This is a genomic window from Bacillus sp. JFL15 (genome assembly GCF_001184225.1).
In the GTDB taxonomy this organism is placed as follows: domain Bacteria; phylum Bacillota; class Bacilli; order Bacillales; family Bacillaceae; genus Bacillus; species Bacillus siamensis.
In genome coordinates this window covers 3,175,259-3,195,351 of the sequence record NZ_KQ236689.1, presented here as the reverse complement: position 1 = coordinate 3,195,351, position 20,093 = coordinate 3,175,259, and the positions used below count along the sequence as shown (strand labels likewise).

The window sequence follows — 20,093 nt, the reverse complement described above, 5'->3', positions numbered from 1 at the left end:
AGTCTACTCTTCAGGAGGAGTGATCTCCCCGGGAACGTCTAAAATGATCATGTCTGACCCGATTTTTTGAATATGGTTCCAGGGGACACGGATGTCGTGGCCTTGTTTTCGCAATCCAAACCATTTTACCGTCGGGATCAACAGCGCGGTAATTTGCCCGTCCTGTTCATTAATTTCCAAATCAGTCTGGCCGAGCACGCCGAGCCGCTCCGCCCGTTTAATGTCTACAATTTCTTTACCTGACAGTTCACTGAGCCTCATGATAGCCACCCCCTTGTACTATATGATTCCGGGCAAAAAAAAATGCCTGCCCCCCTAGAGAGGCAGACTTCCCGTTTAAGATGAGGCCGGCATATTTCCGGTCGGACTGATGAGCGATAATGCGTAATCATCCGTAAATAATCGGCGGCTGAGACCGTTGACGCTTTCCAGGCTGACTGCATTTAATTCAGCGATAATTTCATCCATCGTCTTATGCTTTCTGAGCAGAAGTTCGTTTTTCCCGTTCCGGCTCATTTTGCTGTTTGTGCTTTCTAAGCTGAGCATTAAACTTCCCTTCATTTGCTCTTTGCTGTTTTCCAGTTCTTTCGGGGTAATGCCGTCACGTTTTAACACCGATAACGTTTCTTGAATGGTTTCAGACAGAAGATCGAGCTGATTGGCGCCGGTGCCTCCGTAAATCGTCAGCATACCGCTGTCTTCATAAGAACTGTGATAGCTGTATACAGAATAGGCCAGCCCTTTATCTTCACGCACATCCTGGAAAAGACGGCTGCTCATGCTTCCGCCCAGCACGTTGTTTAAAACGATTAAATCGTAAACATCCGGATCCCCGACTTTCAGACCTTTGAAGCCAAGGCAGAGGTGCGCCTGTTCCGTGTCTTTTTTTCTGGTGAGCTTTTCATAATGAAACTCAGGCTCGCTGATGCCGCTAGCTTTGCCCTTCGCTTCGTATGTACCGAACCATTTCTCCACGTCTTTAATGAATTGTTCCGTAACATTTCCGGCGACAGAAATGACGACGCGGTCCGGTGTGTAAAAGTCATCCATATGCTGTCTGAGAGAATCGCCGTTAAACGATGAAAGGGTTTCCTCCGTCCCGAGAATCGGGTAGCCGAGCGAATGATTGCCGTATGTCGCTTTGCTCAGCAGATCGTGGACAATGTCGTCCGGCGCGTCTTCGTACATTTTGATTTCTTCATATACGACGTTCTTTTCTTTTTTGAGTTCATCCTCGTCAAAAGCAGAATGAAAGAACATATCAGCCAGCACATCAAGTGCGTAGTTGGCATGCTCATCCAGCACTTTTGCGTAATAACACGTATATTCTTTTGAAGTGAAGGCATTCACTTGGCCGCCTATCCGATCGAAGGATTCTGCGATTTCCCGTGCTGACCTGGTATTTGTTCCTTTAAAAAACATATGCTCGAGAAAGTGCGAAATACCGTTTGTATCCGGTGTCTCATGGCGTGATCCCGTTCCGATCCAGACGCCGATTGCCACAGACCGCACCGTTGGATTATTTTCAAGCACAACTCTTACACCGTTTTGGCATGTATAGCGTTTTATCAAGTTTGTTCCTCCTATTCAAAGACAGGCAAACTGCCGCCTGCTACTTCATCAGCCTGTTTTCATCCATTAAGTCAGACACCGAGCCGAGCGCATAGCCTTTTTCTTTGATTTTTGTAATCAGTGTTTCCAGGCTTTTCGCAGTCGGATCAGTCGGATGCATTAAAATCATGGCTCCGTTATGTATTTTGCTCAACACTCTTGTTTGTAAAACAGCCGGAGACGGTTTTTGCCAGTCTATGGTGTCAACGGTCCACATGATGGTGCCCATTCCTTTTTCCGCCGCAAGGTCGACCACGGCTTTTCTGAAGCTGCCGCTTGGCGGCGCAAACCATTTCGGCTTCATGCCGAGCGTCTCGCTGATTTGTGCATTGGTTTTGTCAAGCTGTTCGGAAATGCTTCCTGAAGTCAGTTTGCTCATATCTGGGTGATTGTATGAATGATTTCCGATTTCATGTCCGTCTGCCGCTATTTTTTTCCCAAGTTCCTGATTGTTTTTCAGCCATTTCCCTTCAAGAAAGAAAGTTGCTTTGACCTGATGCTGTTTCAGAATAGGCAGCATTTGCTCCACGTATTCATTTCCCCAGGCGACATTTATCAGGAAAGCGACCATCGGTTTATCGGGATTTCCTTTATAAATGGGTTCGGGCGCAAGAGAATCGAGATGGACTTTCGGTTTTACCTGTTCATAGACAAGATCATCTTCATGAAATTCTCCGTCCTTTTTCATTTGTTTATAGGATTTTTCCACATTGACCTTTAAACCGTTATATCCCGGTATACTCTTCCATATTTTATCAATCCTCGCATCTTGCGGCTTCACTTCATACTCCGGCGCTTTTTGCAGCAATTCCTCATAAAGCGGATCTTTTGATGCTGACACAGTCACTGCGTCTTTTTTCATTGCGTCTATGTAATCAACTGTATACGGGTTTTTTATCATTTCAAACGAAACAAAAAAAAGAAATAAAAAAACGGCAAACGGCACGAATTTTTTCAACATGTCCTTCCCCCCTCATCACACATTATGTATAAAGAGGACAAGGTAGAACCCGCGGTTGTCTTTCTCAAAATAAAGAAGCCGGGTCTCCCAGGCTCCTTGTTAGGTTTTCATTTAAGATTGTTGTTGTTCCTGCTCTTTTTCTTTCTCTTCGCGCAGCACTGCTTTACGCGACAGGTTGACACGTCCCTGTTTGTCAATTTCCGTTACCTTCACAAGGATTTCGTCACCGATTTTCACAACATCCTCAACCTTGCCGACCCGTTCGAGCGCAAGTTCAGAGATGTGAACGAGACCGTCTTTTCCGCTGAAGATTTCAACGAAAGCGCCGAATTTTTCAATCCGTTTGACTTTACCGAGGTAAAGCTGGCCGACTTCGACTTCTCTGACAAGATCTTCGATGATTTTTTTCGCTTTTTGGTTGCTGCTTTCATCAGTAGAAGAAATAAAGATGGTGCCGTCTTGTTCAATGTCAATTTTAACACCGGTATCTTCAATGATTTTGTTGATTTGTTTGCCGCTCGGCCCGATAACGTCACGGATTTTATCCGGATTAATTGTCATCGTTAAAATTTTCGGTGCATATTGAGAAAGTTCTTTTCTTGATTCACCAAGCGTGCTGAGCATGCTGTTCAGGATTTCCATTCTTCCTTTTTTCGCCTGCTGAAGCGCTTCTTCAAGGATTTCTCTTGAAAGACCTTCGATTTTAATGTCCATTTGCAGCGCTGTTACGCCTTTTTCCGTACCGGCTACTTTAAAGTCCATGTCACCGAGGGCATCTTCCATTCCTTGAATATCCGTTAATACTGTGTAGTACTCGCCTGATTTCACAAGTCCCATCGCGATACCTGCAACAGGCGCTTTAATCGGAACACCGGCGTCCATCATAGCAAGCGTGCTCGCGCAAATGCTGGCCTGTGAAGTGGAACCGTTTGATTCAAGCACTTCGGATACGAGGCGAACCGTATACGGGAAGTCTTTTTCATTCGGAATGACCGGCTCAAGCGCACGCTCTCCAAGAGCCCCGTGACCGATCTCACGGCGTCCCGGTCCGCGCATCGGGCCTGTCTCCCCTACGCTGAATTGCGGGAAGTTATAATGATGCATAAACCGTTTTGATTCTTCCACGCCTAAACCGTCAAGAATCTGAACGTCGCCAAGAGCGCCTAATGTACATACGCTGAGCGCCTGGGTCTGTCCTCTCGTAAACAGCCCTGAGCCATGCGTTCTCGGCAGAAGGCCGACTTCTGAAGAAAGCGGGCGGATTTGATCGACGCCGCGGCCGTCAGGACGGACTTTTTCTTCTGTGATCAAACGGCGCACTTCGTTTTTCACAAGTTTAGACAGTGTCTGTTTCACTTTTTTGATCGTATCTTCATCGTGCTCTTCTTCTTCAAATTTCGCGACGACTGCATCTTTCACTTTACTGATCGCATCTTCGCGCGCATGCTTTTCATGAACTTGAATGGCGCTGAGCAGATCCGGCTCCGCAAGACTTTTCACTTTCTCGCTGAGCTCTGCATCAATTTCATACAGTGCGATTTCCGTTTTTTCTTTGCCGACTGCCGCAACAATTTCTTCTTGGAAAGCGATCAGGCGCTTAATTTCTTCGTGGCCGAACATAATCGCTTCAAGCATGATTTCCTCAGGAACTTCATCCGCTCCCGCTTCCACCATGTTGATGGCGTCTTTTGTGCCTGCAACGATAAGGTTAATATCACTTTTTTCAAGCTGGTCAACCGTCGGATTGATGATGAACTCCCCGTCAATGCGGCCTACCGTCACACCCGCAATCGGGCCTTCAAACGGAATATCGGAAACGCAAAGAGCGAGTGATGAACCGAACATTGCAGCCATTTCAGATGAGCAGTTCTGATCGACACTCATGACAATGCTGATGACCTGTACTTCGTTACGGAATCCGTCTGCGAAAAGCGGGCGGATCGGGCGGTCAATCAGACGGCTGGCTAAAACGGCCTTTTCACTCGGACGGCCTTCTCTTTTAATAAAGCCGCCCGGAATTTTACCGACTGCGTATAATCTTTCTTCATAATTAACGGTAAGCGGGAAAAAATCTAGCGGTTTCGGTTCTTTTGATGCGGTTGCTGTGCTGAGCACTGCGGTATCGCCGTAGCGGACCATAACAGCGCCGTTTGCCTGTTTGGCAAGCTGGCCGGTTTCTACTGTAAGCTGTCTGCCGGCCCAATCTATGGTAAAGACATGTTTCTCTTGTCCCATTCGATTACGAGCTCCTCTCTTAATGTGTGAAATAATCAATTACTCCTATTATGAACGAAATGAATTGAACATATCAATGTCAAAGTAGTATGTAAAAGGATTTCATTGTTTTTTATTATTATTTTTTTCGCTTTAATACGATAAAAAAGCGGGAATCCTCCCGCTTTTTACGATTATCGACGTAAGCCTAGTTTGTTAATTAACTCACGGTAACGAGTTACGTCTTTATTACGCAGATACGTAAGAAGATTACGACGTTTACCTACCATTTTAAGAAGACCGCGACGTGAGTGGTGATCTTTCTTATGAGTACGCAAATGCTCGTTCAAGTTGTTAATTGAGTCTGTTAGGATAGCGATCTGAACTTCTGGAGATCCAGTATCAGATTCGTGTGTTTTGAACTCACTGATGAGTTGATTTTTACGCTCTTGAGTAATTGCCATCCTGTTTCACCTCCATATTATAATTAGCCCCAGTTACCTAGCAACCGTCGGTGACTTCGGATTGCCAAGCAATGGTTTTAAGACTACGAAACATATGATACTAAAAATCGCGCCCATATGCAAATCTTTTAGAATAAAATTTGTGTACTTTTGATGTTTTTTCCGTTATTTGCTGAAAAAACGGATCGCTTCTTGTTTGTCTTTCTCAATCTGAGCCGTCAGTTCGTCGATGCCGTTAAACTTCCGTTCGCTCCGGATGCGTTTATACCACTCGATTTTAACGTCTTCTCCGTATACATCCTGTTGAAAATCAAATAAATGAACTTCAATTGACGGCTGATCGGGACGCTTTTCATAAAAGGTCGGTTTGTAGCCGATATTGCAGACGCCTTCATACACCCTGCCTTTTATTTCGGCCTTCACGGCATACACGCCTGTCGGCGGCACGATATAACTGTTGTGCAGACCGATATTCGCCGTCGGAAAGCCGATGGTGCGGCCTCTTTTGTCTCCGTGGATCACAGTGCCCCTGATAAAATACGGCTGGCCGAGGAGCGTGTGCGCCAGCTCCACGTCGCCATCCTGCAGCGCTGACCGGATATAAGTGGAGCTGATCTTTCTGTCCTGCTCGGTCTGTTTTTCGACAGTCGTGCATTCGGCCTTGCCGTCTAAATCGTCCGGCAGCGTAGCCATCGTGCCTTTTCCGTATTTTCCGTACGTAAAATCAAAGCCTCCCACCGCGTGCCGGGCGTTCAATCCTAAAATATACTCCTCGGCAAACTGTTTTGGAGAAAGAGCCGCAAACGATTCATCAAACTTTACGATATACAGCACATCAGCGCCTAAACGGCTGATCTGGCTGATTTTATCTTCAAGCGGCGTAATCAGATCCTTTGGCTCTTTGTCCCTGCCCAGAACATGGGAGGGGTGCGGATGAAACGTCATGACGGCAAGCGACAGGTTTTTTTCTTCGGCAATTTGTCTGGCTGTTCCGATTACTTTCCGGTGTCCCAAATGAACGCCGTCAAAGTAGCCGAGGGCCATGACAGACGCCGGCTGCTCTTCTTTTTGTAAATGATGCGGATGAGAAATATGTATCGTCTTCACAGAACGGTCACCTTTTTTCTTATTGTTCGCTTTTTTGCATCAGCACTTTAGCCGGTTTCAGCAGTCCATGTTTTGAAGGGTGCGGCATATAAATGGCCACACATTCTCCGGCTTCGGTACAGACAGCTATACGGGCGTCAGCTGTCATTGCAGAAAATTCCGCCGGTATGTCAAACACTGACCCGTTTTCAGCTTTCTTAGCTAATGTATCACTTATGACCCATTTCGGCAAATGATTGAGCGCTCTTTCGATAGGCACCGCATGCTCTGCAACCGTGCCGGCTGAAACCTGCTGCTCAAGCTCCTCAAACGTAAAACACTCATCCAGGCTGAAATCGCCGGAAGCGGTGCGGATGAGGTGGGACATATGAGCGGGATAGCCAAGCTTTTCACCGATTGTCACCGCCAATGTTCTGACGTAAGTGCCTTTTGAGCACGTGACTGTGAAACGGAATGACGCTGTATCATCCTTATAAGTGACAGGTGAAGTAAGCGCGATATCCTCAATCATGATATTCCGCTTCGGCCGTTCCACTTCAATACCGGCTCTGGCATATTCGTAGAGCTTTTTCCCGTTGATCTTGACCGCGGAATACATCGGCGGCACTTGTTCCTGCGGCCCCTTCAGTTCGTCTAAAACGGCTTTGATATCCGCTTCTTTTATCGGCTCCTTGACAGGTTTTACGCTGACGGTTTCCCCCGTCTGGTCTTCAGTCGATGTGGAGAAACCGAGAGTGATCTCAGCATCGTACGTTTTTGATTTGTCGGTGACGTACTCAACAATCTTTGTGGCCCGTCCGACACAGATCGGCAGTACGCCTGACACTTCCGGATCAAGCGTTCCCGTATGCCCGACTTTCTTTGTTTTTAACAGTTTTCTTATTTTCATTACACAGTCGTGAGAAGTCATGCCGACCGGTTTATGTAAAAGGAGAACTCCGTTAACCATCTGTCTTTCGCTCCTTTGTTATCATTGTATCCCTGTAAAACGCAGAAAAGAGGACAGACGACAACGCCCATCCTCTTTTCCCGTTATTCAGACGGTTTATCTGAATGCAGTTCGTGAATCAGTGTTTCAATACGGTTGCCGTATTCAATTGATTCATCAAATTCAAATTCAAGCTCTGGCGTTTTGCGGAGTCTGATTCGGCTGCCGATTTCAGAACGGATAAATCCCTTCGCTTTCTCAAGCCCTTTCAGCGCCTCCTCTTTCTTTTTCTCTCCGCCGAGAACGGAGATATACACCTTCGCTATTTGCAAATCACCTGAAACACGTACGTCTGTTACAGTCAGAAATCCGATTCTCGGATCTTTCAGCTTTCGGCTGATAATATCTCCGAGCTCTTTTTTCATCTGTTCGCCGACACGGTTTGCTCTCATACTCAATTCAATCACCTCTAAGTTAAAACCACTCTGTTCTAGTGATCGTCCGTTCTATTTCGGGAAAGGAGTCAATAAACGCGAGTACGCGCTGAATCTCCTTTTCCGCCTGAACGTGAGAGGAGGAGACGACGGCGATTCCGAAGCTGGTCCTCTGCCAAGTGTCCTGATAGCCGATTTCTGCGGCCGACACGTTGAACTTATTCCGGACCCTCGTTATAATCCGCTTCAGAACGGCCCGTTTCTCCTTTAATGATCCCGCATCGTAAATGATGCATTCACATTCCGCAAATCCGATCACTTTCTTTCGATTTCCTGCATGACATACGCTTCAAGGATGTCACCTTCGCGAATGTCATTGTATTTCTTAATTGTAATACCACATTCATATCCTTGTGAAACTTCTTTCACATCATCTTTGAAGCGTTTCAGAACGTCTACTTCGCCTTCGAAGATAACGACGCCGTCACGGATCAAGCGGAGTCCGCTGTCACGTGTAATGTGGCCGTCTGTTACATATCCGCCGGCAATCGTGCCGATTTTCGACACTTTGAATGTTTGGCGCACTTCAACCTGGCCGATGACTTTTTCTTCGTATTCAGGATCAAGCATTCCTTTCATCGCCGCTTCAATTTCTTCGATGACTTTGTAAATGATACGGTGAAGGCGGATATCTACATTTTCTGCTTCAGCCGTGCTCTTAGCATTTCCGTCTGGGCGCACATTAAACCCGATAACGATTGCATTTGAAGCAGATGCGAGAATGATGTCTGATTCCGTAATCGCACCGACGCCTGTGTGAATGATTTTCACTTTTACGCCTTCTACTTCAATTTTTTGAAGAGCGGCCGTTAACGCTTCTGCAGAACCTTGAACGTCCGCTTTTACGATTAAGTTGATGTCTTTGACATCACCTTGTTTAATTTGTTCAAACAGATCATCGAGGCTCAGCTTCGCTTTGTCGCTGCGCTGTTCGTCCAATTGTTTGGAAGCGCGCGCTTCACCGACAGAACGGGCTGTTTTCTCGTCTTTAAAGACGAGGAATTGATCGCCAGCCTGCGGTACGTCGTTTAAGCCCGTGATCTCTACAGGTGTGGACGGTCCGGCTGTTTTCACGCGGCGGCCGAGATCATTGACCATGGCCCGCACGCGGCCGAATGTGTTACCGACAACGATCGGATCTCCGACATGCAATGTTCCCGTTTGAACGAGAAGTGTCGCGACAGATCCTCTTCCTTTATCAAGCTCAGCTTCAATAACCGTTCCTTTTGCCTGACGGTTCGGATTGGCTTTCAGCTCTTCTACTTCACTGACAAGCAGAATCATTTCGACAAGCTCGTCAATTCCCTTGCCTGTAAGCGCGGACAGAGGAACGAAAATCGTTTCTCCTCCCCATGCTTCAGGAACGAGTCCGTATTCAGTCAGCTCCTGCATGACACGGTCAGGGTTCGCGCTCTCTTTATCCACTTTATTCACGGCAACGATAATCGGAACCTCAGCCGCTTTCGCATGGTTGATGGCTTCGACTGTTTGCGGCATAACGCCGTCATCAGCCGCTACGACTAAAATGGTAATATCGGTTACTTCCGCTCCGCGCGCGCGCATCGTTGTGAACGCCGCGTGTCCCGGTGTATCTAAGAACGTGATTTTTTTGCCGTTTTCTTCGATCTGGTAAGCCCCGATATGCTGGGTGATTCCGCCCGCTTCTCCTTCAACAACCTTTGTTTTTCTGATGCTGTCAAGAAGGGTCGTTTTCCCGTGGTCAACGTGGCCCATGATCGTCACGACAGGCGGACGGATTTGAAGATCTTCTTCTTTGTCAGCCTCTTCGTATTTTTCAAGCTCAGTTTCTTCGAGCACAATCACTTCTTCTGTTTCCACACCGTATTCAGATGCGATCAGTTCGATTGTGTCTTTGTCAAGCTCCTGGTTAATCGTAGCCATTACGCCCAGAAGCATCAGTTTTTTAATGAGTTCAGACGGCTCTTTGCCAAGTTCCTCGGCTAAAGCTCCGACTGTTAAAGAGCCGGAAAACGTAATTTTCTCAGGAAGCTCTTTTTTCGGCTTCAGCGGTTTTTGCTGATGCTGATTTTTGTTGTTATGATTGCGTTTGTTTTTGTTTTTGTTGTTGTTGTTCTTCTTGTTTTTGTTAAATTGATTATTCTGCACGTCATTCTTCTTTCCGTCTCGAATTTTGTTTGGTTGATTCCCAGCAGGCTGCTGATTAACCCCTTGCGGCTGCTTGTTTTTGTTCGTTTCCGCAGGCTTTTGAGATTTAACGCCGGCGCCGCCTTTTTTAAATTTCGCATCAAGCTGCTTAATGGTCTTTTCTTCAAGCGTTGCCATATGGTTATTTACTACTATATCCATGTTTTTCAGCGCAGTCAAAATTTCCTTACTTGAAACATTGATGGCTTTTGCATATTCGTATACTCTCATTTTAGCCATTCGTTCACCCCCAAAAATATTAATCGAGCAAGCTGATCAGCTTATTCGCAAAACCTTGGTCAGTGACGGCGACAACGACACGTGATTCCTTGCCGATAGAGCGGCCGAGATCCGCGCGGCTTTCGACTTTTTTATAAGGTACTTTATAATAATTGCATTTATCGGATACTTTTTTTGCAGTATTCGCAGATGCATCTTCTGTCAGCAGAACAAGTTTTGCACGCGCATTTCTAATTTCTTTTATAACCAAGTCCTCGCCCGACACGACCTTACGAGCTCGATTGGCCAGACCCAGCAAGGGAAACCATTCCATTCCAGACATGTTATTTTTTCACCTTTTCCGCCAGTTCCAGCAATTCTTCGAAAATCTGGTCATCGATTTGTGATTGAAATTGATTTTGCAATGTGTTTTTCTTTTTCGCAGCTAAGATGCATTCTTTCTCCAGGGTGATATAGGCACCCCGCCCGTTCTTCTTGCCTGTCGGATCGACTGAAATCTCTCCTTCTTTTGAACGGACAATTCGGATCAGTTCCTTTTTAGGCTTCATTTCCCCCGTTACCACACATTTACGCAGAGGAATTTTTTTTCGCTTATTCACCTAAAGTCACCTCTTATTCATCCGATTCTGCTGTTTCAGGCTCCATAAAGAGCGGCTCTAAATCGTCATCTTCTTCATGCTCTCTCGGATAGATGCCAAGGTCTCTTGCATCCGTTTCACTTTTGATATCAATTTTCCAGCCTGTCAGTTTCGCAGCTAAGCGGGCGTTTTGCCCTCTTTTTCCGATCGCCAGAGAAAGCTGGTAATCAGGAACAACGACAGTCGTGGCTTTTTCTTCTTCGTTGACGATGACATCCAGCACTTTAGATGGGCTGAGCGCATTGGCAACAAATTCAACCGGATCATCAGACCAGTTGACGATATCAATTTTTTCGCCTTTCAGTTCATTGACGATCGCCTGCACGCGCTGGCCTTTAGGACCGACGCATGAACCGACGGGATCAACGTCAGCATCATCAGTGCGGACAGAGATTTTGGAGCGGTCGCCCGCTTCTCTGGCAACGGATTTCAGCTCGACCGTTCCGTCATAAATTTCCGGCACTTCGATTTCAAAAAGACGCTTCAAAAGACCGGGATGCGTTCTTGATACATAGATCTGCGGCCCTTTTGTCGTTTTTTCGACTTTTGTGATAAATACTTTAATCCGATCGTGAGGTTTATAGCTCTCATTCGGCATTTGTTCGTTAACGGGCAGCAGCGCTTCAATCTTGCCGAGAGACACGTAAATAAATTTGCTGTCTAAGCGCTGAACAATTCCCGTCATGATGTCTTCTTCACGATCGATAAATTCTGAGTAAATCACGCCGCGCTCAGCTTCACGGACACGCTGCGTCACAACTTGTTTCGCCGTCTGCGCGGCAATGCGGCCGAAGTCTTTCGGCGTTACTTCTATTTCAACGACATCTCCGACAAGGTAGTTCGGATGGATGTGCTGAGCGTCGTCAAGCGAGATTTCAAGCCTTGAATCGTATACCTCGTCTACGACATCCTTTCTGGCGAACACGCGGATGGTGCCCGTTTCACGGTTCAGATCGACCCGTACGTTTTGCGCCTGGTTAAAATTTCGCTTATACGCAGAAATTAAGGCAGCTTCAATTGCTTCGATGATAATGTCTTTACTGATGCCTTTTTCTTTTTCAAGAATCGTGAGGGCATCTAATAGTTCACTGCTCATGTTAGCGGTCTCCCCCCTTAAACACTAATACTTCATTGATTAAAATGTTACAGCTAATCTTGCGTTAGCTATTTTTTCATACGGAATATTGACCCGTTTCTTTCTTGTTTTAATTGTCATCTCTATTGTAGCAGTTTGTCCATCAAATTCAGCCAATTTGCCTTCAAACACTTTTAAACCGTCAATCGGTTCGTACGTTTTCATGTACACATTTTTACCCAGTGATTTTTCGAAGTCGGCTTTTTTCTTTAATGGACGCTCGGCTCCAGGAGAAGATACTTCAAGAAAGTAGTTCTGAGTGATCGGATCGGCCTCATCCAGCTTTTCGCTTAACGCTTCGCTGACTTTGGCGCACTCCTCAATATCAACACCGTTATCGGAATCAATAAACACGCGAAGGAACCAGTTTTGACCCTCTTTGACAAATTCAATGTCTACGAGTTCAAGCTGAAGGTCATCCAGTATGGGCTGAGCCATTCCTTGAACGGTATCAGTCACTTTTTTGCTCATGTTTTTCCTCCTTGTGCTGTCGATATCATATCAGCCGTTCCTCTGCATAAAAACCCTGCTTCTAAAGAGCAGGGGCTTTGAGAAAACGATGGACATGTCGAGGCAAAATTGCCTGTTCAATACAAAAGAGCGGGTTTCCCCACTCTTTGCCTCGGTAATCGTTAGCATTTCCAATAAAACTATACCATAACCATATATTTAATGCAAATCAAACTCCGCTCAGACGGCTGTGCTCAAAGCTTAAAACAGAGACAGCTGATTTTGATCCGGGAGCGACTCCAGACAGCCGTGGCGGTCTAAATACTCTAAAATGGTTTTTGACACTTTTCCACGTTTTTGAAGGTCCTCTTTTGAAAGGAACTCTCCTTCTTCCCGCGCTTTTACAATATTGAGAGCGGCATTGGTTCCAAGCCCCGGAATCGAGTTGAACGGCGGAATCAGACTGTTGCCGTCAATGATAAATTCCGAAGCGCTTGAACGGTATAGATCGACCTTCTGGAAAGAATAGCCGCGTTCACACATTTCAAGCGCAAGCTCTAACACGGTCAGGAGGTTTTTTTCCTTCGGCGAAGCATCAAGCCCTTTAGAGCTGATATCATCCATCACCGCTCTGATGGCAGTCGAGCCTTTAATCATCGTATCAATGTCAAAGTCATCTGCGCGCACGGTAAAATACGCAGCATAATATAAAAGCGCGTGATGCACTTTAAAGTATGCAATCCGCACCGCCATCAGCACGTATGCAGCGGCGTGGGCTTTCGGGAACATGTATTTGATTTTTTTGCATGAATCAATATACCAGTTCGGCACATTGTTCTTTTTCATTTCTTCTTCCCATTCCGGCGTCAGGCCTTTGCCTTTACGGACAAATTCCATGATCTTAAAGGCCAGTGAAGGCTCAAGGCCCTGATAAATCAAGTAAACCATAATGTCATCACGGCAGCCGATCACTTCGCTCAGTTCACACGTATTGTTGTGTATCAGTTCCTGCGCATTGCCGAGCCATACGTCCGTTCCGTGGGAAAGCCCGGAAATCTGGACGAGCTCAGAGAACGTCGTCGGCTTTGTATCCTCAAGCATCTGTCGCACAAATCGCGTCCCGAATTCAGGAATGCCGAGCGTCCCCGTTTTACAGCCGATCTGTTCTTCAGTGACGCCGAGCGATTCTGTGCCTTGGAAAATCTTCATGACTTCCGGATCATCTGTCGGAATCGTCTTCGGATCAATTCCGCTTAAATCCTGAAGCATCCGGATGACTGTCGGATCATCGTGCCCCAATATATCAAGCTTCAGCAGGTTATCATGAATGGAGTGGAAGTCAAAGTGAGTCGTTTTCCATTCAGACCCCGTCGCATCAGCTGGGAATTGAATCGGTGAAAAATCGTAAATATCCATGTAATCCGGCACAACGATAATGCCCCCCGGGTGCTGGCCGGTCGTTCTCTTAACGCCGGTGCAGCCCTGTACAAGGCGGTCGATCTCCGCGCCGCGCATATGAAGGTTGTGGTCGCCCGCATAGCCTTTCACATATCCGTAAGCCGTCTTTTCCGCAACGGTGCCGATCGTTCCCGCGCGATAAACATTATCTTCCCCGAACAGCACTTTCGTGTAGTTATGGGCATGCGGCTGATACTCACCTGAGAAGTTCAAGTCGATATCGGGTACTTTGTCACCTTTAAAGCCTAAGAACGTTTCAAACGGAATATCATGTCCGTCCTTTTTCAAAGGAGTGCCGCAAGACGGACAGCTTTTATCCGGAAGGTCAAAACCGGAACCGACTGATCCGTCATTAAAGAATTCGGAATACCGGCAGCTCGGGCACACATAATGCGGAGCAAGCGGGTTCACTTCAGTAATTTCCGTTAAGGTCGCCACAAGTGATGAACCGACGGACCCACGGGAGCCGACGAGATAGCCGTCATCCAAAGACCGTTTTACAAGCTTATGCGAAATGAGATAAATAACGGCGAATCCGTGGCCGATGATGCTTTTTAATTCTTTTTCTATTCTCGCTTCAACAATTTCAGGAAGCTCCTCACCGTAAATGCTTCTCGCGCGCTGATAGCTCATTTCACGGATTTCTTCATCAGCACCTTCAATTTTCGGCGTGTACAGGTCGTCTTTAATCGGCTTGATCTCTTCGATCATCGAAGCGACTTTCTGCGTATTATGAACTACGATTTCTTTCGCTTTTTCCGCACCCAGAAAAGAGAAAGCCTCCAGCATTTCATCTGTCGTTCTGAAGTGCACTTTTGGCAGTTCGTGCCTGTTTAACGGGTTGGCGCCGCCTTGGGAAGAAATTAAGATCTTTCGGTAAATTTTATCCTCATCGTTTAAATAGTGGACATTTCCCGTTGCAACGACCGGCTTATTCAATTTTTCCCCGAGCTTCGTAATGTTGGCGATGATTTCTTTCAGCGCTTTTTCATCCCGGACGAGCTCAAGCTGCAGCAGGTGTCTGTATACTTCCGGCGGCTGCACTTCAAGGTAGTCATAGAAGGATGCGATATCTTCAACCTCTTCAGGTGATTTTTGCATCATACCTTCAAAAACCTCTCCCCTGTCACAGGCAGAGCCGATTAACAGGCCTTCTCTGTATTTGTTAAGCTGTGACCTCGGAATGCGCGGCACTCTGTAGAAATATTGAATATGAGAAATCGACACGAGCTTAAACAGATTTTTCAGGCCGGTCTCATTTACGGCAAGCAATGTTGCGTGATAAGGTCTCGATCTTTGGTAAGCATTGGATTGTCCCATATTCTCATTCAGCTGATCATGATAAAAAATATCTTTTTCAGCCGCGTCTTTGAGCATTTTCAACAGCAGGTATCCCGTTGCTTCAGCGTCAAAGACCGCACGGTGATGCTGGGTTAATTCAATATCAAACTTTTTACATAACGTATTTAAGCGGTGATTTTTAAATTCAGGATACAGGAAACGCGCGAGTTCCAGCGTATCAATGACCGGATTTTTCGCTTTTTCCGTTTTCAGAAGGCGCTTGTACGCTACATTTAAAAATCCCATATCAAAGCTGGCGTTATGAGCCACAAGCACATCATCGCCGATCCACTCTTTAAAATCCCGGACGACGTCAACGACATCGGGAGCGTCGCGGACCATGTCATCCGTAATCCCGGTAAGCTCTATCGTCGTTGCTGACAGCGGATGATGCGGATTGGCGAACGCTTCAAATTTATCAATGATTTCTCCGCCTCTTATTTTGACTGCGGCCAGCTCAATGATCGTGTCATACACAGCGGACAGACCTGTCGTTTCAACGTCAAAGACGACATATGTGTCCTCTTCAAGAAGACGGTGAGCGGGATTGTATGCGATCGGAACGCCGTCATCTACGATGTTGGCTTCCATCCCGTAAATCATTTTAATGCCGTGTTTTTTCGCGGCGGAATAGGCATCCGGGAAGGACTGCACGACGGCATGATCAGTTAAGGCAATCGCTTCATGCCCCCATTTTTTCGCCTGTTCGACAAGCTTTCCGATTCCCGTTACAGCGTCCATTTGACTCATCGGGGAATGCAGATGAAGCTCTACCCGCTTTTCGCCTTCAGGAGCGGTGTCTTCACGGGTTTCGGCTTTTATTTCATTCACGTCATTTGCAATCATGACGAGGTCTCTGACGAATGTATCGTTTTGGATGCTTCCCCGCGCTTTCACCCACATGCCCTTTTTCAGTGTTTTCATCAGGGCGGCGTCTTCTTTTTCTCTTGCAAACATTTTTACTAAAATACTGTTTGTATAGTCGGTTATTTTGAAAATGCAGAGCGTGCGCCCGCTTTTCAGCTCGCGTGTTTCAGCATCAAACACATAGCCCTGCACCGTAATTCTTCTTTCTTCATCCATGATGCTGTCAAGCGTCCGGATTTCTTCGTTCTCTTTAATTTGATAGCCGATGACAAGCGGGCCGGACGGCGCTTGATCCTCATCGCCCTCTTTTTCCTTCTTCTCCATTTCGATAAGCGCCTGCATCGCCCGCTCCTGATCTTCAGCAAGCTTTTGCTCGCGGAATTTCTGGACTTCTTGGTCAGACACGAAAGTTTCGGTATCCAGCTGCAGTTCCGGAAAACCGAATTGGCGATAGCTGTGCTGAATCAGAGCGCTGTATTTATTTTTGAGCGCCGATGCTTCTGTATCTGTTTTTGTTTTCACGATCAGCTTGTTTCCCTTGAGCCTCGGTTTCTGCTGATTCAAAAGTGCCACCATCGGCGGCGAGGTTCCTTCAAGCTCTTCGATACAGCGTGTCCAATAATCCTGTACAAGCTCCTCTGACACTGTAGGATCAATGACTTGAATGGACGACGTGACCCGGGCGATGTGAGCAAACGATTGTGTTAATCTCATCATGAATGAGTCATATATTTGATACGGCAAAAGAGCCTTAAAGCGAAATTGAAAATGCCAGGCCTTTTCTGCTTTATGGATTGTCAGTTTATCAATCTCTCCGTCTTCAAAGTATGTCATGAAGGTATCATCTGTCATATTAAGCTGCTGAAGAAGAATCTGAAACTGTCTTCTGTTTACTGATAACTGTTCCATTCAGACAGTATCCCTCCCTTAAAACATCATAAGTGAAGGTACCTCCGCAGGTGATGAGGTACCTTCTTTTTTCTCTATTTTAACATGATTTTGTACGATTCGTTATGGTGATTACTTCGTCTTGATAAATTCAGAAAGCTCATCCACTGAAACTTCGGCAGATTCACCGGTTTTGCGGATTTTCACTTCTACGATGCCTTCATCTGCACGTTTACCGACAGTGATGCGGATCGGAAGGCCGATCAGGTCAGAGTCAGCAAATTTCACGCCTGCGCGTTCAGCGCGGTCATCGTATAACACCTCATAACCTTCGGCTTGGAATTTACCGTATAGCTGCTCGGCAAGCTCTTTTTGCGCTTCGTTTTTCATATTCAGCGCCAAAATATGAAGATCATACGGAGCAACGCTTTTCGGCCAGATCAGGCCTTTTTCGTCGTGGTGCTGTTCGGCGATTGCTGAAAGCGTTCTTGATACGCCGATTCCGTAACATCCCATCAGCATCGGCTGCGCACGCCCGTTTTCATCAAGGTATGTCGCATTCATCGCTTCAGAGTAACGCGTACCGAGCTTAAAGACTTGTCCGACCTCAATCCCTTCAGCGAAGCGGATCGTGCCTTTTCCGTCAGGTGACGGATCGCCTTCCTGAATGATTCGAAGATCGGCATATGCTTTTACGGACGCATCGCGTTCGAGGTTTACGTTTCTGTAATGGCGGTCTTTTTCATTCGCGCCGCTTACGGCGTTTACCATGACTTTCACAGCCTGGTCAGCATAAATCTCAATGTCGCCGGCAGCGCCGATCGGCCCCGCAAATCCCGGCTCCGTGCCAAGCTTCTCCGCTACCTCTTCATGAGACGCAAGCTCAACCACTTCCGCGTTTAGAAGGTTTTTCACTTTTACGTCATTGACCTCATGATCGCCCCTTACTAACACGAGAACAAAGCGGTCATCCGCTTTAAACAGCATGGATTTGATGCAGGCGCTCGGTTCAATCTGAAGGAAAGAAGCCAGCTCTTCAATGCTTTTAACATTCGGCGTATCAATTTTCTCCAGCGCCTCGGGTTTTTCATTGGAAGGCTCGCTTTTCATGACAACTTCGGCCATTTCCGTGTTGGCTGCGTAAGAGGATTCATCGGAATAAGCGATGGTGTCTTCCCCTATTTCGGAAAGAGCCATAAATTCATGCGTGTCTTTTCCGCCCATTGCGCCTGAGTCAGCGATAACGGGACGGACGTTTAATTCGCACCGTGCGAAAATGCTGCTGTATGCGCCGTACATGTTTTGGTATGTTTCCTCCAGACTTTCTTCAGAGGCATGGAAAGAATACGCATCTTTCATGATGAATTCGCGTCCCCGCAATAACCCGAAACGCGGGCGTTTTTCATCTCTGAATTTAGACTGGATCTGGTAAAGAGTGAGCGGCAGACGCTTATAAGATTTCACCTCATCGCGCACGAGAGAAGTAATGACTTCTTCATGCGTCGCGCCTAAAGCAAATTCGCGGCCGTGACGGTCTTTCAGACGCATCAATTCAGGCCCGTACGTATACCATCTGCCTGATTCCTGCCATGTTTCGGCCTGCTGAAGGGCCGGCATCAGCATTTCCACCGCGTTGATTTTTTCCATTTCTTCACGCACGATCTTCTGAATGTTTTGAATGACCCTGTAAGCAAGGGGCATGTAGCTGTAAACCCCGCTCGTATTTTGTCTGATAAATCCCGCTCTCAGCAGAAGCTTATGGCTTTTTGCTTCAGCATCAGCCGGCACTTCTCTCAGGGTCGGAATAAGCGTCAAACTTTGTCTCATGTCTTCGCACCTCTGATTTTTTACTAGTCAATTATAAGAATAAACGCTGGATATCGTTCCATGTGACAACCAGCATAAGAAGCATTAAGAAAGCTACGCCGATAAATACGACAAATGCTTCCTTGTCACGGTTAATCGGCTTACCGCGGATTGCTTCAATGAATAAAAACAGCAGCCGTCCGCCGTCAAGCGCCGGGATCGGCAGCAGGTTGACGATTCCAAGGTTGATGCTTAAAAATGCCGCAAACTGGAATAGATTGATGATGCCGGTTTTTGCAACCTGATCCGTCATATCATAAATCCCCACAGGACCCGAAAGCATATCAAGCTTAAACTGGCCTGTCACGATTTTGCTTAAGTTGGTCAGGATCGCCTTTGTGACATCAACAGTAGATGTCGCGCCGTAAGCGATCGCTGCGAACGCGCCTTTTTCAGTCGGCGCATAAGAGCCGAAGCGGCCGATTGTTTTTTTGTTTTCATCTTTTACGGCTTCAGGGGTAACCGAGATATGAAACGATTTGCCGTCCCGTTTGACGGCGACATCGATTTTTTTCCCGGGATTGTCTTTTACCGCTGTCACGATGTCAGTCCATGACCGCATTTTTTCACCGTTAATGCTCTGGATATAGTCGCCTTCTTGTAAACCGGCAGCCGCAGCACGTCCATTGTCTGTCAGCTTCCCGAGCTCAGGCTGATTCGAAGGCACGCCCTGAATAAATCCAAGCATGACGAGAATGACATACGCTAAGATGAAGTTCATAATCGGACCGGCAGCAATCGCCTTAATCCGCTGCCATACGGGTTTTGACCCGAATTGACGGTTGTAAGGCGCAATCTGCACTTCTTCTCCGTCTACGATGAAAAAAGAGGTCTGACTGACAGTAAAGCCCGCCAGCTCATCTTCTTTCCCCTGCTCGTACCCGGTAATCTTCATTTCGTGCTCAAGATCAGCCGTCTCTACCTCGATAATTAAAGCGTCGGGGTATTTTTCCTTTTGATTAATGATGACTTTTTCCACTTCGTCGTCTTTATTAAAAAGAAGACCGACGGTATAACCCGGTTTGACTTCAATCATCTCCGGATCTTCACCGGCCATGCGGACGAACCCGCCGACCGGAAGGAGCCTGATCGTATACACGGTTTCATTCTTTTTAAATGAAAAGATTTTGGGCCCGAAACCGATCGCAAACTCACGGCAAAGGATTCCCGCTCTTTGGGCGAGCAGTAAATGCCCCAGCTCATGGAAGAAAACGAGCGTTCCGAAAATAATAATAAACGCGATAACTGTATTCACGAACATACCA

General features: G+C 46.7%; 17 protein-coding genes. All 17 read right to left on the bottom strand.

Going from position 1 to position 20,093, the window contains the following annotated elements; translation table 11 throughout:
- Positions 1-3 precede the first annotated feature (3 nt).
- Positions 4-261, bottom strand: coding sequence for a YlmC/YmxH family sporulation protein (locus AD710_RS16085; protein ID WP_003154176.1), 258 nt, complete (start codon positions 259-261; stop codon positions 4-6).
- 75 nt (positions 262-336) lie between these two features.
- Positions 337-1,572: a M16 family metallopeptidase gene (locus AD710_RS16080; protein ID WP_016936082.1), complete on the bottom strand. Its 1,236-nt coding sequence runs from the start codon at positions 1,570-1,572 to the stop codon at positions 337-339.
- Positions 1,573-1,612: 40 nt separating this feature from the next.
- On the bottom strand, positions 1,613-2,572 hold the full coding sequence (locus AD710_RS16075; RefSeq protein ID WP_016936083.1) for a polysaccharide deacetylase family protein: 960 nt from the start codon (positions 2,570-2,572) through the stop codon (positions 1,613-1,615).
- 111 nt (positions 2,573-2,683) lie between these two features.
- Positions 2,684-4,807 carry a polyribonucleotide nucleotidyltransferase gene (gene pnp, locus AD710_RS16070; RefSeq protein ID WP_016936084.1) on the bottom strand — a complete coding sequence of 708 codons (2,124 nt, stop codon included), beginning with the start codon at positions 4,805-4,807 and terminating at the stop codon, positions 2,684-2,686.
- Positions 4,808-4,980: 173 nt separating this feature from the next.
- Complete coding sequence (gene rpsO, locus AD710_RS16065; RefSeq protein ID WP_003154182.1) at positions 4,981-5,250, bottom strand: 30S ribosomal protein S15; 270 nt, start codon at positions 5,248-5,250, stop codon at positions 4,981-4,983.
- Between the two features lie 165 nt (positions 5,251-5,415).
- On the bottom strand, positions 5,416-6,357 hold the full coding sequence (gene ribF, locus AD710_RS16060) for a bifunctional riboflavin kinase/FAD synthetase (protein ID WP_016936085.1): 942 nt from the start codon (positions 6,355-6,357) through the stop codon (positions 5,416-5,418).
- A 19-nt stretch (positions 6,358-6,376) separates the two neighbouring features.
- Entirely contained in the window at positions 6,377-7,306 is a 930-nt protein-coding gene (gene truB, locus AD710_RS16055) for a tRNA pseudouridine(55) synthase TruB (protein ID WP_049628484.1), read from the bottom strand.
- A gap of 83 nt (positions 7,307-7,389) precedes the next feature.
- Positions 7,390-7,743, bottom strand: coding sequence for a 30S ribosome-binding factor RbfA (gene rbfA, locus AD710_RS16050; RefSeq protein WP_003154185.1), 354 nt, complete (start codon positions 7,741-7,743; stop codon positions 7,390-7,392).
- Positions 7,744-7,759: 16 nt separating this feature from the next.
- Positions 7,760-8,038 (bottom strand): DUF503 domain-containing protein, encoded by a 279-nt coding sequence (locus AD710_RS16045; protein WP_016936087.1) that lies wholly within the window; start codon positions 8,036-8,038, stop codon positions 7,760-7,762.
- Positions 8,035-10,185: a translation initiation factor IF-2 gene (infB, locus tag AD710_RS16040; protein WP_049628483.1), complete on the bottom strand. Its 2,151-nt coding sequence runs from the start codon at positions 10,183-10,185 to the stop codon at positions 8,035-8,037. Before infB ends, AD710_RS16045 begins: the two co-directional genes overlap by 4 nt.
- A 19-nt stretch (positions 10,186-10,204) precedes the next feature.
- Positions 10,205-10,507, bottom strand: coding sequence for a YlxQ family RNA-binding protein (locus tag AD710_RS16035; RefSeq protein ID WP_003154192.1), 303 nt, complete (start codon positions 10,505-10,507; stop codon positions 10,205-10,207).
- A gap of 1 nt (position 10,508) precedes the next feature.
- Positions 10,509-10,784 carry a glucose-induced regulator RulR gene (rulR, locus tag AD710_RS16030; protein ID WP_003154193.1) on the bottom strand — a complete coding sequence of 92 codons (276 nt, stop codon included), beginning with the start codon at positions 10,782-10,784 and terminating at the stop codon, positions 10,509-10,511.
- A gap of 13 nt (positions 10,785-10,797) precedes the next feature.
- Positions 10,798-11,919, bottom strand: a complete 1,122-nt coding sequence (gene nusA / locus AD710_RS16025; RefSeq protein ID WP_049628482.1) for a transcription termination factor NusA — start codon at positions 11,917-11,919, stop codon at positions 10,798-10,800.
- Between the two features lie 39 nt (positions 11,920-11,958).
- A complete protein-coding gene (gene rimP / locus AD710_RS16020) occupies positions 11,959-12,429 on the bottom strand; it encodes a ribosome maturation factor RimP (protein ID WP_016936090.1) in 471 nt (156 codons plus the stop codon).
- A gap of 240 nt (positions 12,430-12,669) precedes the next feature.
- Positions 12,670-16,983 (bottom strand): PolC-type DNA polymerase III, encoded by a 4,314-nt coding sequence (locus AD710_RS16015; RefSeq protein WP_049628481.1) that lies wholly within the window; start codon positions 16,981-16,983, stop codon positions 12,670-12,672.
- A gap of 111 nt (positions 16,984-17,094) precedes the next feature.
- The gene (gene proS / locus AD710_RS16010) at positions 17,095-18,789 is read right to left on the bottom strand and encodes a proline--tRNA ligase (protein ID WP_049628480.1); all 1,695 of its coding nucleotides are present in this window, start codon (positions 18,787-18,789) and stop codon (positions 17,095-17,097) included.
- Positions 18,790-18,820: 31 nt separating this feature from the next.
- Positions 18,821-20,089 carry an RIP metalloprotease RseP gene (gene rseP, locus AD710_RS16005; RefSeq protein ID WP_155816698.1) on the bottom strand — a complete coding sequence of 423 codons (1,269 nt, stop codon included), beginning with the start codon at positions 20,087-20,089 and terminating at the stop codon, positions 18,821-18,823.
- Positions 20,090-20,093 lie beyond the last annotated feature (4 nt).

Coding starts and splice junctions, on each gene's coding strand:
- proS (WP_049628480.1), bottom strand. CDS start 18,789: ATGAGACAAAGTTTGACGCTTATTCCGACCCTGAGAGAAGTGCCGGCT.
- nusA (WP_049628482.1), bottom strand. CDS start 11,919: ATGAGCAGTGAACTATTAGATGCCCTCACGATTCTTGAAAAAGAAAAA.
- pnp (WP_016936084.1), bottom strand. CDS start 4,807: ATGGGACAAGAGAAACATGTCTTTACCATAGATTGGGCCGGCAGACAG.
- AD710_RS16015 (WP_049628481.1), bottom strand. CDS start 16,983: ATGGAACAGTTATCAGTAAACAGAAGACAGTTTCAGATTCTTCTTCAG.
- rimP (WP_016936090.1), bottom strand. CDS start 12,429: ATGAGCAAAAAAGTGACTGATACCGTTCAAGGAATGGCTCAGCCCATA.
- truB (WP_049628484.1), bottom strand. CDS start 7,306: ATGGTTAACGGAGTTCTCCTTTTACATAAACCGGTCGGCATGACTTCT.
- rpsO (WP_003154182.1), bottom strand. CDS start 5,250: ATGGCAATTACTCAAGAGCGTAAAAATCAACTCATCAGTGAGTTCAAA.
- AD710_RS16035 (WP_003154192.1), bottom strand. CDS start 10,507: ATGTCTGGAATGGAATGGTTTCCCTTGCTGGGTCTGGCCAATCGAGCT.
- rseP (WP_155816698.1), bottom strand. CDS start 20,089: ATGTTCGTGAATACAGTTATCGCGTTTATTATTATTTTCGGAACGCTC.
- AD710_RS16075 (WP_016936083.1), bottom strand. CDS start 2,572: ATGTTGAAAAAATTCGTGCCGTTTGCCGTTTTTTTATTTCTTTTTTTT.
- AD710_RS16085 (WP_003154176.1), bottom strand. CDS start 261: ATGAGGCTCAGTGAACTGTCAGGTAAAGAAATTGTAGACATTAAACGG.
- infB (WP_049628483.1), bottom strand. CDS start 10,185: ATGGCTAAAATGAGAGTATACGAATATGCAAAAGCCATCAATGTTTCA.